This window comes from Aliterella sp. E5.1 (assembly GCF_057473825.1).
Genome location: NZ_JBYCCV010000103.1, coordinates 1 through 12,215, shown reverse-complemented (window position 1 = coordinate 12,215; position 12,215 = coordinate 1). Strand labels below are relative to the sequence as shown.

24 protein-coding genes and 1 pseudogene are annotated in these 12,215 nt (G+C 43.9%); 20 read left to right on the top strand and 5 right to left on the bottom strand.

Going from position 1 to position 12,215, the window contains the following annotated elements; translation table 11 throughout:
• Positions 1–132 precede the first annotated feature (132 nt).
• The 4 genes and pseudogenes from AC2VE5_RS20995 to AC2VE5_RS20980 form a co-directional block, all read right to left on the bottom strand.
• Positions 133–252: pseudogene (locus AC2VE5_RS20995) on the bottom strand (replication protein); the annotation flags it as partial.
• A gap of 3 nt (positions 253–255) precedes the next feature.
• Entirely contained in the window at positions 256–486 is a 231-nt protein-coding gene (locus AC2VE5_RS20990) for a hypothetical protein (RefSeq protein WP_486889629.1), read from the bottom strand.
• Between the two features lie 60 nt (positions 487–546).
• On the bottom strand, positions 547–1,458 hold the full coding sequence (locus tag AC2VE5_RS20985) for a DNA-binding protein (protein ID WP_486889628.1): 912 nt from the start codon (positions 1,456–1,458) through the stop codon (positions 547–549).
• A gap of 171 nt (positions 1,459–1,629) precedes the next feature.
• Positions 1,630–1,869 carry a hypothetical protein gene (locus tag AC2VE5_RS20980; RefSeq protein ID WP_486889627.1) on the bottom strand — a complete coding sequence of 80 codons (240 nt, stop codon included), beginning with the start codon at positions 1,867–1,869 and terminating at the stop codon, positions 1,630–1,632.
• A gap of 230 nt (positions 1,870–2,099) precedes the next feature.
• Between AC2VE5_RS20980 and AC2VE5_RS20975 the strand changes: the two genes are divergently transcribed.
• The 13 genes from AC2VE5_RS20975 (at position 2,100) to AC2VE5_RS20915 (ending at position 7,566) form a co-directional block, all read left to right on the top strand.
• On the top strand, positions 2,100–3,149 hold the full coding sequence (locus AC2VE5_RS20975; protein ID WP_486889626.1) for a DUF932 domain-containing protein: 1,050 nt from the start codon (positions 2,100–2,102) through the stop codon (positions 3,147–3,149).
• 97 nt (positions 3,150–3,246) lie between these two features.
• Entirely contained in the window at positions 3,247–3,690 is a 444-nt protein-coding gene (locus AC2VE5_RS20970) for a hypothetical protein (protein WP_486889625.1), read from the top strand.
• A gap of 27 nt (positions 3,691–3,717) precedes the next feature.
• Positions 3,718–4,125 carry a hypothetical protein gene (locus AC2VE5_RS20965; protein WP_486889624.1) on the top strand — a complete coding sequence of 136 codons (408 nt, stop codon included), beginning with the start codon at positions 3,718–3,720 and terminating at the stop codon, positions 4,123–4,125.
• Positions 4,126–4,316: 191 nt separating this feature from the next.
• The gene (locus tag AC2VE5_RS20960; RefSeq protein ID WP_486889623.1) at positions 4,317–4,577 is read left to right on the top strand and encodes a hypothetical protein; all 261 of its coding nucleotides are present in this window, start codon (positions 4,317–4,319) and stop codon (positions 4,575–4,577) included.
• 9 nt (positions 4,578–4,586) lie between these two features.
• Positions 4,587–4,715 carry a hypothetical protein gene (locus AC2VE5_RS20955; RefSeq protein ID WP_486889622.1) on the top strand — a complete coding sequence of 43 codons (129 nt, stop codon included), beginning with the start codon at positions 4,587–4,589 and terminating at the stop codon, positions 4,713–4,715.
• The gene (locus AC2VE5_RS20950) at positions 4,712–5,026 is read left to right on the top strand and encodes a hypothetical protein (RefSeq protein WP_486889621.1); all 315 of its coding nucleotides are present in this window, start codon (positions 4,712–4,714) and stop codon (positions 5,024–5,026) included. The genes AC2VE5_RS20955 and AC2VE5_RS20950 overlap by 4 nt, the downstream gene beginning before the upstream one ends.
• Positions 5,023–5,343, top strand: coding sequence for a helix-turn-helix domain-containing protein (locus AC2VE5_RS20945; protein WP_486889620.1), 321 nt, complete (start codon positions 5,023–5,025; stop codon positions 5,341–5,343). Before AC2VE5_RS20950 ends, AC2VE5_RS20945 begins: the two co-directional genes overlap by 4 nt.
• 6 nt (positions 5,344–5,349) lie before the next feature.
• Positions 5,350–5,766, top strand: coding sequence for a single-stranded DNA-binding protein (locus AC2VE5_RS20940; protein WP_486889619.1), 417 nt, complete (start codon positions 5,350–5,352; stop codon positions 5,764–5,766).
• A gap of 96 nt (positions 5,767–5,862) precedes the next feature.
• Positions 5,863–6,039 carry a hypothetical protein gene (locus AC2VE5_RS20935; protein WP_486889618.1) on the top strand — a complete coding sequence of 59 codons (177 nt, stop codon included), beginning with the start codon at positions 5,863–5,865 and terminating at the stop codon, positions 6,037–6,039.
• 61 nt (positions 6,040–6,100) lie between these two features.
• Positions 6,101–6,289, top strand: a complete 189-nt coding sequence (locus AC2VE5_RS20930; protein ID WP_486889617.1) for a hypothetical protein — start codon at positions 6,101–6,103, stop codon at positions 6,287–6,289.
• Positions 6,290–6,416: 127 nt separating this feature from the next.
• The gene (locus tag AC2VE5_RS20925; RefSeq protein WP_486889616.1) at positions 6,417–6,776 is read left to right on the top strand and encodes a Lar family restriction alleviation protein; all 360 of its coding nucleotides are present in this window, start codon (positions 6,417–6,419) and stop codon (positions 6,774–6,776) included.
• The gene (locus AC2VE5_RS20920) at positions 6,776–7,171 is read left to right on the top strand and encodes a hypothetical protein (protein ID WP_486889615.1); all 396 of its coding nucleotides are present in this window, start codon (positions 6,776–6,778) and stop codon (positions 7,169–7,171) included. Before AC2VE5_RS20925 ends, AC2VE5_RS20920 begins: the two co-directional genes overlap by 1 nt.
• Before the next feature lie 2 nt (positions 7,172–7,173).
• Positions 7,174–7,566, top strand: coding sequence for a hypothetical protein (locus tag AC2VE5_RS20915; RefSeq protein WP_486889614.1), 393 nt, complete (start codon positions 7,174–7,176; stop codon positions 7,564–7,566).
• 18 nt (positions 7,567–7,584) lie between these two features.
• On the opposite strand, the gene AC2VE5_RS20910 is transcribed toward AC2VE5_RS20915, so the two are convergent.
• Positions 7,585–8,394, bottom strand: a complete 810-nt coding sequence (locus AC2VE5_RS20910) for a dienelactone hydrolase family protein (RefSeq protein ID WP_486889613.1) — start codon at positions 8,392–8,394, stop codon at positions 7,585–7,587.
• 170 nt (positions 8,395–8,564) lie between these two features.
• On the opposite strand from AC2VE5_RS20910, the gene AC2VE5_RS20905 reads away from it, so the two are divergent.
• The 7 genes from AC2VE5_RS20905 to AC2VE5_RS20875 form a co-directional block, all read left to right on the top strand.
• Positions 8,565–8,861, top strand: coding sequence for a hypothetical protein (locus AC2VE5_RS20905; protein WP_486889612.1), 297 nt, complete (start codon positions 8,565–8,567; stop codon positions 8,859–8,861).
• Positions 8,858–9,268 (top strand): zinc-finger-containing protein, encoded by a 411-nt coding sequence (locus AC2VE5_RS20900; RefSeq protein WP_486889611.1) that lies wholly within the window; start codon positions 8,858–8,860, stop codon positions 9,266–9,268. The genes AC2VE5_RS20905 and AC2VE5_RS20900 overlap by 4 nt, the downstream gene beginning before the upstream one ends.
• Before the next feature lie 15 nt (positions 9,269–9,283).
• Entirely contained in the window at positions 9,284–9,505 is a 222-nt protein-coding gene (locus AC2VE5_RS20895; protein ID WP_486889610.1) for a hypothetical protein, read from the top strand.
• Between the two features lie 167 nt (positions 9,506–9,672).
• A complete protein-coding gene (locus AC2VE5_RS20890) occupies positions 9,673–10,284 on the top strand; it encodes an alpha-ketoglutarate-dependent dioxygenase AlkB (protein WP_486889609.1) in 612 nt (203 codons plus the stop codon).
• A gap of 232 nt (positions 10,285–10,516) precedes the next feature.
• On the top strand, positions 10,517–11,059 hold the full coding sequence (locus AC2VE5_RS20885; protein WP_486889608.1) for a hypothetical protein: 543 nt from the start codon (positions 10,517–10,519) through the stop codon (positions 11,057–11,059).
• A gap of 123 nt (positions 11,060–11,182) precedes the next feature.
• A complete protein-coding gene (locus AC2VE5_RS20880; RefSeq protein WP_486889607.1) occupies positions 11,183–11,941 on the top strand; it encodes a SpoIID/LytB domain-containing protein in 759 nt (252 codons plus the stop codon).
• Positions 11,942–12,118: 177 nt separating this feature from the next.
• Positions 12,119–12,215, top strand: a 97-nt coding sequence (locus AC2VE5_RS20875) for an IS1/IS1595 family N-terminal zinc-binding domain-containing protein (protein WP_486886923.1), incomplete at its 3' end; no start/stop codon positions are given.

The window sequence follows — 12,215 nt, the reverse complement described above, 5'->3', positions numbered from 1 at the left end:
AGTAGATGAATTGAAGCTACTACTGGATAGGCTGTTAAATCAAGGCGAGTTAGTAATTGAATGGCATCGCAAGATCAAAAATAAAGGGAATAACCATCATATTGCAGCTTAAGTGCTTATTAGCTTAATAAGGTGGTTTGACCTTTCCAACCAGTAGTGAATTTGCTGAAGGATAACCGCTTCGTGCAAGCCGATCTCTTTAGCTAAGGCTGGGGGAATGAGTAAGGGATGAGGGGCAAGTGATGTAGTCATGATTTAACCTCCCTCCAGCTTATTGCCTGTTTCGGGACTGATGACCCAAAAGACATCTTTGCAAGCGCAGTGGTAGATAATGCCGTAGTATTCGTGCGTACCAGAGACAACGCCAAAGCGATTGCACCGGGGGCAACGACATCTCAATAGGTCAAGTTGGGTCTGAGCGTGATCGCCAGTCAGCGCATCTAAAACCTGACGGCGATCGCCAAGCTCGTTTACTTTTAGTGACATAAAACTATCCTTAATTTGAATATTTGCGGAAAAACTTGGCTACTTGGAAAAAGAATGCGGTCACTCCCCAAGCAATTTTTGTCGGTTTCCTTGCCGTGCTGCCCACAGCCTATCTAGCTCCGGCACATACTCGAACGGTACGAACTGGCAAGGAGCGGCGGTTAACCCTGGTTGGATGAAATGATCTTTGCCCATAGACTGAAGCCAGTTAACTAAATCTTGGGGTTTCTTCATCCCATAACGCCGAGCGAGTTTAGTCTTGGACAGCCCTTCGTAGGTTCGGACGGGTCTACCTGAGCGATCTACCAATATGTTCTTCTCGACAACAATCGGTGGTTGTTCGACAATCGCCTCCGGTTTGCCCAAGATCAGCCCTAGCATCCCCGCGCCGTGCATAGTGACGATGGCGCTGGAAACTTGCATTAGGCGCTCTTGAGATTGGGCGGCGGCATTCTCTGAACGTGCAGCAGCTTCTCTAGCATGAGCTACTTGAAGTTCAAGTTCAAGTTCTCGAATCCTGGCTGACTGTGCGGGGATGACTGTTTCTACTGCGTCAAGCAAGCTGGTTCTAACTGCTTTGGCAACAACGGAATCCCGCAGAATCATTGCCAATCGGAGGGCAGCGCGGGGAGTCCAAATGGCTACTCTTGTGGTAGCTTCAGGTAGTGAGAAGACTTCACTACCTATACTGCGTAAGGCTTTTAGATTTTCTTGACCTTTGACTTCATACCACCCATCACTCAGTAGCTCATCCCTATGCTGTTTACTTGCATGACGGACAACAGATGATTCAACTTCATAATAATGGGCTATTTCTTCTGTGGTTGTTACTCCAGTTCCTTTCCAAAGAGCAACAAGTAATGCTTTAGCTTTATTGAGAATTTCCAAAGCGCGTTCATGGGGTACACGCTCTAATTGATTATCACGAGCCGATTTTGGCTCAACCAGTACAGAATCAGATACGATTGTCATTGCCATGACCTCGATGGTTTAACTGGGGTAGGTTGTGGTACAAGTAGCGATCGTGTCTCCGGGAAGAGTTAAGCGATCGTTACTTGTTTAGGTTAAAAGTTACAGATAAAACGCTACTTGGAAAAAAAGTAAAGTCTTGTAGAAGGTGCAACAAGGATAAAAACTTAGAGATCACCTATCATCCTCCTCAACAATCTGAAATAGGTCATCAATTGATAATTCACGTTCAGCACGCTGAGAAGCGAAGTCTCGTAACTTAAGTAAAGTAGAAAAATCACATTTAGTTAAGCGACCTTCTTTAGCTGCTGCTAAGGTACGCCTATCAATTTTCTTATCTTGTCTTAGTAAATCCTCATAAACAGCATTAATGCTCAATTCTTGTGGCCAGTAGGGACTGATATCGACAAACACCTTCACATCACCTCCTTGAAAACTTCAAGCCGATCATCCCATGCGTTTACCTTAGCACGTTAGCGTGTAAACGTGTAACCTTAACGTTATACTTGACAGTTATACGTCAACGTGTAATAATATAAATATAGGGATGAGGAAAGCAAACCAGTATTCATCAATCGCATCAGGCGCTTTCAACTCTACAGAGAGCGCCTTTTCTACTCAATTACTCGTAAGGATTTAGAACAATGAAAGCAGGCAAGACATTAAGCGAACTAGCACTAGAACTCGAAAGACAGTCTGAGACGAAAAAAGATTACATCGCTAGTACCGAAGTCCTAGAAATGACCGATACCGGGGAGATGATACTAGAGGGCGACACCCGTCAAGAATTTGCGATCGCAGACCATGCTCACACCCAAATAGCTGCAAGGTTAGACATCCCCGCCAAATACTACGCCCGTATGCGTTCTTCTGCCCCAGAACTACTAGCGGCGAACGTCAATGAGTGGTTCCACCAAAAACCAGAACGGCGGATGTTGCGGACGCTGGATGGACAAATGAGAGCTTTTTTGAGCGATCGCTATAGAAGGCTCGACAACTACGATTTAGCCGAAGCAGTATTGCCAGTCCTCAAGGAGATGGGCGAGGGGTTGAAAATCGTCAGCACAGAGCTAACTGAGTCAAAAATGTATATTAAGGTTATCAATGAGCGCCTAGAGCTAGAAGTCAAAAAAGGTGACGTAGTACAAGCGGGGATGGTGATTTCTAACTCTGAGGTGGGCATGGGTTCACTCAAGGTAGAGCCGCTAATCTACAGATTAATTTGTACCAACGGGATGATCGCTCAAGACCACAGCCAGAAGCGCTATCACGTAGGGCGCAACGCCGAAGAAGGCGAGGCTTACGAATTATTTAGGGACGAAACGCTAAAAGCCGACGACCGAGCATTTTTTCTTAAGGTGCAGGACACAGTAAGGGCGGCAGTAGATATTACCAAGTTCACAACAATTGTTGACCGGATGAAAGAGGCAACAGAGCAAAAGATTGAGGGCAATCCTGTTAAGTCTGTAGAGTTGCTAACAAAAAGCTTTGGCTACAACGGTGAGGAAAGCTCAGGAATATTGCAACACCTAATCCAGGGAGGTGACTTATCAGCCTATGGGATGCTCAATGCGATCACTCGTACTAGCCAGGACTTGGATGACTACGAAAGGGCGACGGCTTTAGAGCGGGATGGTAGCCGAGTGCTGTCCTTACCTGCTTCTAGTTGGAAAGAAATTGCAATGGCAAAGTAACTTGCGATGACTAGCTGGCGAATTAAACCGCCAGCTATTTCACTGGATAACCAATGGTGAAATTTGCGATCGCATCCAATGATGATGGAGCAACTAAATGATACCCACTTGGACATTTCGGCAACTTCTGGGTTTGCCTACCGAAGACTGGACGGAAGAAAAGCTCAACCACGTATCAGGAAGCGAATTAACCGATTTGTGTTGTTTGGTAGGTATTTCCTATTCCGGTACAAAGCCGGAGAAAATCAGCCGACTCTTGACGCAAACCCAGATCCAACGACGCTTACGCGGGTACGGGTTAAAGCAAGGGAACCAGCCGACAGTAGAGCAGATACAAGCCTTTGCTGACACCTACAAAGGGCGAGAACTCAAAGCAATGTGTCGCACTGTTGGATGCTACGCTCCTTCGACCAAGTACGCGATGGCGGCAAGCCTGATCGGTTGGCGATTCGGTTGCCTGCGCCGGGGTCAGGAGTGTTATGCACGAGCTAAAGAAGCGGCTAGAAATGATCCAGCAAGGCAGTTGATGTTGAAGTTTTGATTTAGGCGATCACGCATCTAGGAAATAATGAGAAAACCTAACTTTCGCAAAGCGGTTAGAAATAACAAATGTTCAGGCAGAATGTTTGCCCAAGCTTACCCGCGCCCAGCAGGACATACAAAATATTTTTGCTTTAATTACTGTGCGGTCTGTGAAGGCTGTACAGTAGTTTCTCTGAGTACAAAACTCTGCGAATACTGTACAAACAATCCCGAACTTAAACCGCCACTGCCATCCTTTGAGCTAGGGACGCACGTCAAGTATAAAGCCTCAATGGGACTTGCTATGAGTGCGAATATTGCTGAAGTGATAGGCAGTGAATATATTAGCAACAAGCGTTGGTCGGGATGGATTTACAAGTTAACAAACAAGACGATTACCGAATCAATTTATGTAAGAGAAATTTGGTTAGAAGTAGCCCAACGCGGCATTTAAAGTTTTAGTAATTATTGGAGGCTCGTATATGGCAAGCAGCATACTTCCAGCATTATTAATGAGCGCTATCGCTTTTTTGATTCCGATAGCGCAAATTGTCCTATTCAAAGCACTTCTACACACTGGAATTAAAAATTAATTGTCCGCAGTCAATTCGAGCAAACTTACGAAGAAAAGGAAAACAAACACCTATGGATTTTGAACGTAGAACCCTTAAGAAACGACACCCTCATAAAATAACTTTGGAATTTGACGTTATCAGTGAAGATGTCGATATAGTCAAGTGTCAACAGATAGCCAACAGTTTGGCTGCTTCGATTCCCGTACAGTTATTATGCGATCGCCGCATCGAAGTTACCTGTAGCTTTTCTTCGGTACAACCATCGCCACTGAAGACTTATGAGCAGGTGCAATTGCCTCCACTAGAGATGACGGTAAGTGTTTATGGGTAGGAGAAAATAATGTACGAACACCATATAAAAGATATGGCGAGAGGCTCCGTAGAAGCAGGATTAACTAAATCTACATTCCCAGCACCCACAGTAACGATACCCGTTGAACTTTTGCAAGAGTTTGGTCTTGATTTATGAAGAAAGAAGACTTATCCCAGATGCCCATACAAAACCGTCCTTGCACAACTTGTCCTTTTGAGGGGGATAAACCAATTCCCCTTAGCCCAACAAGGTATCTAGAGTACCTTAGCAAAGTAGTTAATCTTGAAAGTCAGCACTTTTGCCATTCCGCCAATAACCAAATGCTGTGCCGGGGAGGTAGAAATATTCTACTCAGAGTTTTGTGCGCTCAAGGTTTCATCCCCGAACCAACAGACAAAGCTTTTGAGACAGCATCCGCCGAAGCTTTGGGTAAAGTAAAGCCCACCGTTAGCAACGAATTAGCGTGACAACCTTTGGTCAAGCCATCCGCACTGCACGTATGGGCATAGGCTACAGCCAGCGCGAACTGGCGGCGATGGTAGAAATAGACTTTACCTACTTGTCTAAGCTGGAGAGCGATCGCAGTGAGTATCCGCCCAAAGAGTATGTTATTGGGCAACTAGCACATTACCTAGGCTTGAATAGAGAGGAGTTGATATGCCTAACAGGTCGATTGCCCGAACGCTATCAAGACTTCCTCAAGCAAAACTACAGGGTAATGCCTGCGTTGTTCCGATGGATGCGGCAAGATCCGCAAGCTATAGAAACCTTTGAAAAGGACTGAAAAATTGTGAGTGAAGAATTTGAAAAGACAATGACTGACGGGCTACGGGCGATCTACAAGCTGTTGCAAGATAACAATCGATTGCTAGAGCGAGTAGTCCAATTTCTAGAAGAAGAATCAGCCCGAAAGGAAGCTCCCAACTATCATCAACACTTGGAAGAATTTGCAACTTTTGACTGGGAATCGATAGGAGCGACGGTAGAAAGGAGTGATGCTCAAGGGGCGGCTATTGTCACTTGGAAAGGAAAGCAGTTTGTGAGGCGAAGTCCGACGAATAAATATGGGGCAGTCGTATTTTTCAGCCGTTGTATCGGTAACGACGAGCAAGGGGTAAAGAAGTATGAGCGATTATGTACCTTCAAGTCATTAGAGAAAGTAGAAGTAGAACCAATCTCTGATAAAGCGACTAAGCTGATCCGATAACGGCAGAAGATTTCGCATCAAAATACCCATATTTTTTGTTTAGGGCTAAACAACTGTTTTAGCCCTAGTTTTGTATTGAAAAAGAGGAAACTAACAATGCTAGAAATAGTCTTCACCAAACAAAAAAGTCTCGAACAATTACAGCATTTTCTTAAGCACTATCAACAGGTTTATCCACAGGCAAAACGGCAAGGAAAGATTGTATTGCGGCATTACATCAAAAAGGTGAATCACCAAATTCAACATTTACAGTTCCGTTCCAAGCGCAAATAGATTTTGTTTCCAATCAGGTTCCACTATTAACTACCTATTTAAACAGCTACTTCTGAGAAAAATGATGAGAAATCTTGAGACTCCAAAACTAGAGGCGTATTTAGTTTCCAATCCAACAGGGCTTGCCGAGCTATCAGAGGCAGTAGAAACAGCCTTAGCAGGCATTGAAGGTCGTGCTTCAGTGGAGCTTGTAACACTTGGTGGAGAAAAATTTACTTTGCACATTATTCGCAGAATTGCTAATGGCTAATCCACGGCTCAACAAGCGGCAAAAGCATCGGCTCAAGTTCAACCATCTGTTCGCGCTTCAAATATAGCGATGCAACAACAATCAGTAATAGGAAACTAAAGGTTTCAAACAACTTTAGAGGTAACGAATGAAAAGATTACCCTGCCCGTTTTGCGGCGGTACAAACCAAGAAATTTACGATTTGTGGTACGACGGTTCGCACGTCCTGGTGTACTGCAAGTGCGGCGCACAAGCAGGATCAGCAGAAGACGAAAAAGAGGCGATCGCACTGTGGAATCAGCGAAGCGTTCTTAAAGAGTCTTCTTTTCACTACCAATGTTTGTCATGCCCCTTTTGTGGCGGACAAGAACAAGAAGAATATCAACAAGGAAAAGCCCTTTGGCTATGGTGTTCATGCGGCGCACAGGGAAGTCATGGGACAGACAGAGAAGGAGCGATTACCGCTTGGAACACCCGCATCACTGGTCAAGCGCTGGAGAAAAATTAATGAAGAAAATTATCGCGACAACACTGTTATTACCTTGGCTAACATTTGCATCACCAGGACTAGCTCAAGTGACAATAGATTTTCAGTCCCAACCAACACAACAACAGTTACTCCAAGTAGTTGAAAGTGCCACCAAAGACAAAAATTACTCTACAGCCTTGAGAGTAGCTAATAATGCAATTAAGCAGTTTCCTGATCTGGCGATCGCTTATTATTACAGAGCGATCGCCCTCAATAATTTAGGCAACAAAAAAGATGCGCGCCTGGACTTCCAACACGCCAAAAAGCTGTATCTCAGCCAGTTAAAGGATGCTCAGATTAGCCCTCAAGAAAAAAATGAGGCACGGATAAAGTTGGAAACTGTTGAGCAGAATTTGTTATTACTACAGTCTTAGCCATGAGCAAATGCAGTGCTTTAGAGCCAGCCCCGACGAGATTCTATGCGCCATCCGGGCTATTTTCTGAGGAGGATTTGCACCAATTGAGCGCCGAGTATTTGGGTGAAATCATCATTTCCCCTGGTGGTAGCTTTCGGTATCGGGTGACTTCGGGTCCACTCTGTCGATTGTATTGGGAACGCGGCAAACCCCAACCAAACGTTAATGAATCGGCGTATTGTCGAAACCCTAACGGCAAAGGCTGGAGGCGATCGCATTCTAACTTCCTTTCGTACCAGGTAGCAGGCGGCAACTTTGTTACGGTGCGGTGGCAGTTGCCAGTACAGCAGCAGACTATTATTACTATTGAAAAATCAGAGTGGCTGCCTGAATCCAATGTTCAGGCAAGTTAATCTAATTCTTCCCTTTTATTACTGCCTTAAGTTGTACTCAAGAAAATTTAATGTCATTTTCCATGCTTCCTGAGCAGGAGCAGGAGCATAACTGTCACGGCGGTCGCTCAAAAAGCCATGTCCAGCCTTGGGAAAAACATTAAGTACATAGCGCTTTTTAGCTTGAGAAAGCGCACGAGCAATCCGCTCGTGTTCTTGAGCAACAATCAATTCATCTTCCGTACCATAAATCAACATAATTGGCGCTTGCATTACCCCGACTCGATCTAATAGTGGTTTGCGCCCAAATGGGTCTTTGGGGTCGGCAATGCCACCACCATAAAAAGCGACTGCACCTTTGAACTTATCAGCATGAACGGCATTAGCGAGAAAAGTAAACCGTCCACCCATACAAAAGCCCATCACACCTACTCTACTAGCAGCTACTTCCTTACGTCTTGCTAAGAAATCTAGTCCTTGACCAATTTCAGCCATCACTGTCTGGTCGCTCATGGTTTTCAACTTAGCGATCGCATTTTGAATATCTGTATATTGGTAGACATCGCCATGATAGAAATCTGGTGCTAGGGCAGCATAACCTGCTTGAGCAAGACAGTCGCAAACACTTTTGATGTTAGGGTTCAAGCCAAATGCTTCCATCAATACCATCACTGCTGGCACAGAATTTTTGCCTTGGGGGCGCACGTAGTACCCTTGCAGATTTTTAGCGATAGTGACAGATTCACCTTTTAAAGGTGATGCCGTTTGAGTATTACCCCTATCTGCTTTAAGGAACAGTGAAGTAGTAGCAACACCAGCGCCAGTAATTAATAATTTGCGTCTTTTCATTTAGCCTTTACAGGGATATGGGGGACTTTAACAACTTCAGTCATTATCTCCTGAAAGCTTGAGAATAATTCGGTGCAAACTGCCCTGTTAACTTTAGCTCAAATTTAACTTCAACCATACCCGCTAGCTACCAAAAGCGCGGCTATTGTTTTACCTACAAAACCTCAACAATGCCCAACCTTATCAGCTATTCGCTCAACCACCAGGATGAGCCAACTTTGCAGCAGTTAGAGAACCATCTGCAACACCTGAGCCAGGACAAGAAAGCTGCGATCGCTATGACAGCTATTTACGAGGCAACCGAGCCTAGCGCCGTCGATTTCGACCATGTTTGTGATCGCTGTCCCTACTTCAACAAAGCGATCGCCTTACTCCAAGATCTATCTCACTCAGGACTATTAGCCTTAGCTAGAGCGATAACGGAGGAATTAGCGGTACTAGAGCAATTGCAGGGGGCAAGCCGATGAAACCTCAACGGTGTCCCTTTTGTGGCAGCAGTGTGTCTTTGATAGACAGCGCCAAAGTATTCGGGTGCAGCTACGGGTTTATCTATTTATGCGACTCTTACCCCCAGTGTGATGCCAAGGTCGGGTGTCATCCTGGGACAATTAAACCCCTCGGAACTTTAGCTGATAAAGAATTACGGAGATGGCGTAGACTAGCCCATCAAAAGTTTGATCCTCTGTGGAAACTGGAGATGTTCTCTTGCCGTAATGCTGCGTACATCTGGCTATCGAAAGTAATGAGATTGCCCCTAGAACGGACTCATATTGCTATGTTCGACATTAGGCAGTGCCAAAGAGCGATCACCTTTATTGAAGATTTCAAGATAAGTCGGCGCAGTGCCAAAAAGAGAGTAAAAACCTGTTGCTAAATAAGGAGAAATACAATGAAGTCTAAAGCACCCGCAATTAATCGTAATGACGGATTTGATATGGTTGCAGTTTGGGAAAAAGATGGGAGAAAATGGTACTTGTTGCAGTTAGCGCGTCCTCAAAGTGCGATCGCTTTAGCTCAAGAAAATCCTAATACGAGATTAGTTTTTCCGACAACGATTAATCCAAATCGTTTAATTAGACAGAGCCGTAAGTTCAATAGTTTAAAGCAGTAAGTACGTTCTAACTAATTACTATTTGTAGTTTTTAGATAGAATAGCTACTTGGAAAAAGAATATTTTGCTGGGAATAACTTAACATACAAGCCTAAAAATATGACTGCAATAACTTGATTTACTTGTTGATTAATGCTATTATTTAATAATAGTTGCAGGCTAATAGTATGCCAGCCAATAAAGGATTCTTTCTACTCAAATCAAAGCTTACCAAAGTTGTACAACAAGAGATTCTAGCCGCAGCTAGAGTAGTTGTGAAGCAAGCGCCATTGTTTCGACCGATGATGCCAACTGGTCAATCTTTCAATTATTCAATGACCAATTGTGGCGATTTAGGATGGGTTGCGGATAGGCACGGATACCGCTATCAGGAGATTCACCCAGAGACTTTTAAAGTATTTCCAGCGATGCCCCAGGTTATTAAAGATTTAGCAGTAGAGATAGCTAAAGAAACGGGAAATGATAATTTTCATCCCCAATCTTGTTTAATTAACCTTTACAACAAAGGTGAGAAGCTAGGAATGCACCAAGACAGTTCTGAGAAGAATTTATCTGCACCAATAATCTCGATTTCCCTTGGAGATTCAGGAGTTTTTGTTTTGGGTGGACTCCTCCGTACTGATGAAACTAAACAGTATATTGTCCAGAGCGGGGACGTTATTGTAATGGGTGGTGAGAGTCGAAACTTTTTCCACGCTTTCAAGGGGACTGTTCCCAATACTAGCAATTTGTTGAAAAATGGCGGCAGGTTAAACCTAACAATTAGGCAGGTAAACTAATAGCTATTTATTACTAATAGGTATTATATATAACTCTATTAGTAATAAATAGCTTGACTTGTAAATCAGTTTATTGTATTATTGGATTAGCCAAATATTGTACTTGTAAAAAGTTGTTAGAGCGCAGTCTCCGGTACAGAACTTTTCAAGGGCGTTGCCAACGCAAAAAAAGATACGAAAACAAAAAATACGGCACTCTCTACACGCCGAAACATAAAAAAGGACTTCCATCATGTCTACACAAGAATTGCTAACTAACTTGTTCAATGCGATCGCATTAGGCTTCACGCTCATTGCAGCAATGGATTTTACTTTAAGGCTAGTTGTTGTCTACCAACAAGTTTCGATTGCTTCAAGCTCATCAAAAAAAGAACTCCCTGTTCAACAGTCAATTAGTGAACTACCTCTAGTTGCCATCTCACAGGTGCTACCCCAGTTGCCCGACCCTTGGCTGTTGCCAGTGGAAGACAAAGTAAACATATCAACCAAAACCTTTTCAAGAGAGCAAAAGCATCTGCGTTTGCTACCTTCCGCCAAAGCAGTTGATGTTTCTCAGCCTAAACTTGAAAATTTGTTAGGAGGGGTAGACTTAGAGCATCTGAAATTGCGACAAGCTAGAAAAATAGCAAAAGCGTTAGGCATCGCCCAAAAAATCAATGGGCGCGACCAGAAGCTTGAGTTCTTGCGTAACCAAATAAAGGTCAAGCTACAGCAAGAAACGTTGATAAATACAGAAGTTCGAGAGCTACTGAGGGAAGCTAGATTAGCTAGTTAAATCTAGTAAGTGTATTACTTATGTGCTGTGCTTTCACTGTAAAAGTAGTACACTTACTAGAAGCATAAGGATAAAAAGAGGTCAATATGGGTAACGGAAAAGTGGATTTTTCGAGGCTTTGAAATGCGGAGTTTATTTTGGTTTACCCCTGCGGTAGTTATCCCCTTAATATGCTTACACTTGTCTTCAGGGCAACCATTCTCTACAGCAACGGTTGACATCCGCCCTACTCCCCAGTCGCCTCTACCATCAAAAGCGTCACTGCCGCAAGTTACTCCAGCTTTACCTAAAGTTATCTCTTCCCAGGTACGAACTCCAACGAAAAAGCAGGCGAAAAAAGCAATCGCTCAAAAGCATCGCTCAAAAACCCAAGCCAAAAGAAAGAAAAGCAAAGAAAAGACCCGCCCATACATTGCTCCAGCTATCGAAATACGAGTTGCGGTCGCACAGAACGTTAGCAAGAAAGCGATCGCCTCCTCGACAGCAGCAAACATTGTTGGTGGCAACGGGCAACGGTTAGAGCAACTACCGCCATCTCAAGCATTTCAAGTATCTGCTAGTAGCTCAAGCATCGCATTTCAAGAAGTGCAAATACCTTCTGCTGTATGGATTGAGCCAACTGATGGTGGAGCGGTATTCGTCGCTAATAGCTGGTACAGAGGTAAGTTGCTATTGATAGCCCAAGGTGACGAGCTAATTGCTATTAATTATGTGAACTTGGAACAATACCTCGCGTCGGTTGTAGGTAGCGAGATGTCTGCCTCTGCACCAATGGAGGCACTAAAAGCCCAGACGATCGCGGCTCGGTCTTATGCGTTGGTGCATACCTTTCGTCCGGCTAATAAGTATTTTGACTTGGGCAACGTTATGTGGAATATGTAAAATATCTTAATCATATGCAAAATTTTCACTAATTGTAAAATCTACTTTGCTTACATATTCATTTGAATGCACATTATTGTACGTTAGTAAAAGAGTTCCCACAAGCAATAGAAGGTAGTGCGTCAAATAAACGTGGGATTGGTAGAGTAGAGGGGATCTCTCATCTGCAACTCGTCCATGCAATGCCCTTTGTGTGATCATTCTAAAGCCCATAAACACGGCAAGATGCCCAACGGACATCAACGCTATCTCTGTCCTGTTTGCCAACAGACGT

Coding starts and splice junctions, on each gene's coding strand:
- AC2VE5_RS20930 (WP_486889617.1), top strand. CDS start 6,101: ATGATGAGAAATCTTGAGACTCCAAAACTAGAGGCGTATTTAGTTTCC.
- AC2VE5_RS20955 (WP_486889622.1), top strand. CDS start 4,587: ATGTACGAACACCATATAAAAGATATGGCGAGAGGCTCCGTAGAAGCA.
- AC2VE5_RS20985 (WP_486889628.1), bottom strand. CDS start 1,458: ATGACAATCGTATCTGATTCTGTACTGGTTGAGCCAAAATCGGCTCGT.
- AC2VE5_RS20925 (WP_486889616.1), top strand. CDS start 6,417: ATGAAAAGATTACCCTGCCCGTTTTGCGGCGGTACAAACCAAGAAATT.
- AC2VE5_RS20935 (WP_486889618.1), top strand. CDS start 5,863: ATGCTAGAAATAGTCTTCACCAAACAAAAAAGTCTCGAACAATTACAG.
- AC2VE5_RS20920 (WP_486889615.1), top strand. CDS start 6,776: ATGAAGAAAATTATCGCGACAACACTGTTATTACCTTGGCTAACATTT.
- AC2VE5_RS20960 (WP_486889623.1), top strand. CDS start 4,317: ATGGATTTTGAACGTAGAACCCTTAAGAAACGACACCCTCATAAAATA.
- AC2VE5_RS20885 (WP_486889608.1), top strand. CDS start 10,517: ATGTCTACACAAGAATTGCTAACTAACTTGTTCAATGCGATCGCATTA.
- AC2VE5_RS20895 (WP_486889610.1), top strand. CDS start 9,284: ATGAAGTCTAAAGCACCCGCAATTAATCGTAATGACGGATTTGATATG.
- AC2VE5_RS20970 (WP_486889625.1), top strand. CDS start 3,247: ATGATACCCACTTGGACATTTCGGCAACTTCTGGGTTTGCCTACCGAA.
- AC2VE5_RS20990 (WP_486889629.1), bottom strand. CDS start 486: ATGTCACTAAAAGTAAACGAGCTTGGCGATCGCCGTCAGGTTTTAGAT.
- AC2VE5_RS20880 (WP_486889607.1), top strand. CDS start 11,183: ATGCGGAGTTTATTTTGGTTTACCCCTGCGGTAGTTATCCCCTTAATA.
- AC2VE5_RS20965 (WP_486889624.1), top strand. CDS start 3,718: ATGAGAAAACCTAACTTTCGCAAAGCGGTTAGAAATAACAAATGTTCA.
- AC2VE5_RS20950 (WP_486889621.1), top strand. CDS start 4,712: ATGAAGAAAGAAGACTTATCCCAGATGCCCATACAAAACCGTCCTTGC.
- AC2VE5_RS20910 (WP_486889613.1), bottom strand. CDS start 8,394: ATGAAAAGACGCAAATTATTAATTACTGGCGCTGGTGTTGCTACTACT.
- AC2VE5_RS20890 (WP_486889609.1), top strand. CDS start 9,673: ATGCCAGCCAATAAAGGATTCTTTCTACTCAAATCAAAGCTTACCAAA.
- AC2VE5_RS20975 (WP_486889626.1), top strand. CDS start 2,100: ATGAAAGCAGGCAAGACATTAAGCGAACTAGCACTAGAACTCGAAAGA.
- AC2VE5_RS20900 (WP_486889611.1), top strand. CDS start 8,858: ATGAAACCTCAACGGTGTCCCTTTTGTGGCAGCAGTGTGTCTTTGATA.
- AC2VE5_RS20905 (WP_486889612.1), top strand. CDS start 8,565: ATGCCCAACCTTATCAGCTATTCGCTCAACCACCAGGATGAGCCAACT.
- AC2VE5_RS20915 (WP_486889614.1), top strand. CDS start 7,174: ATGAGCAAATGCAGTGCTTTAGAGCCAGCCCCGACGAGATTCTATGCG.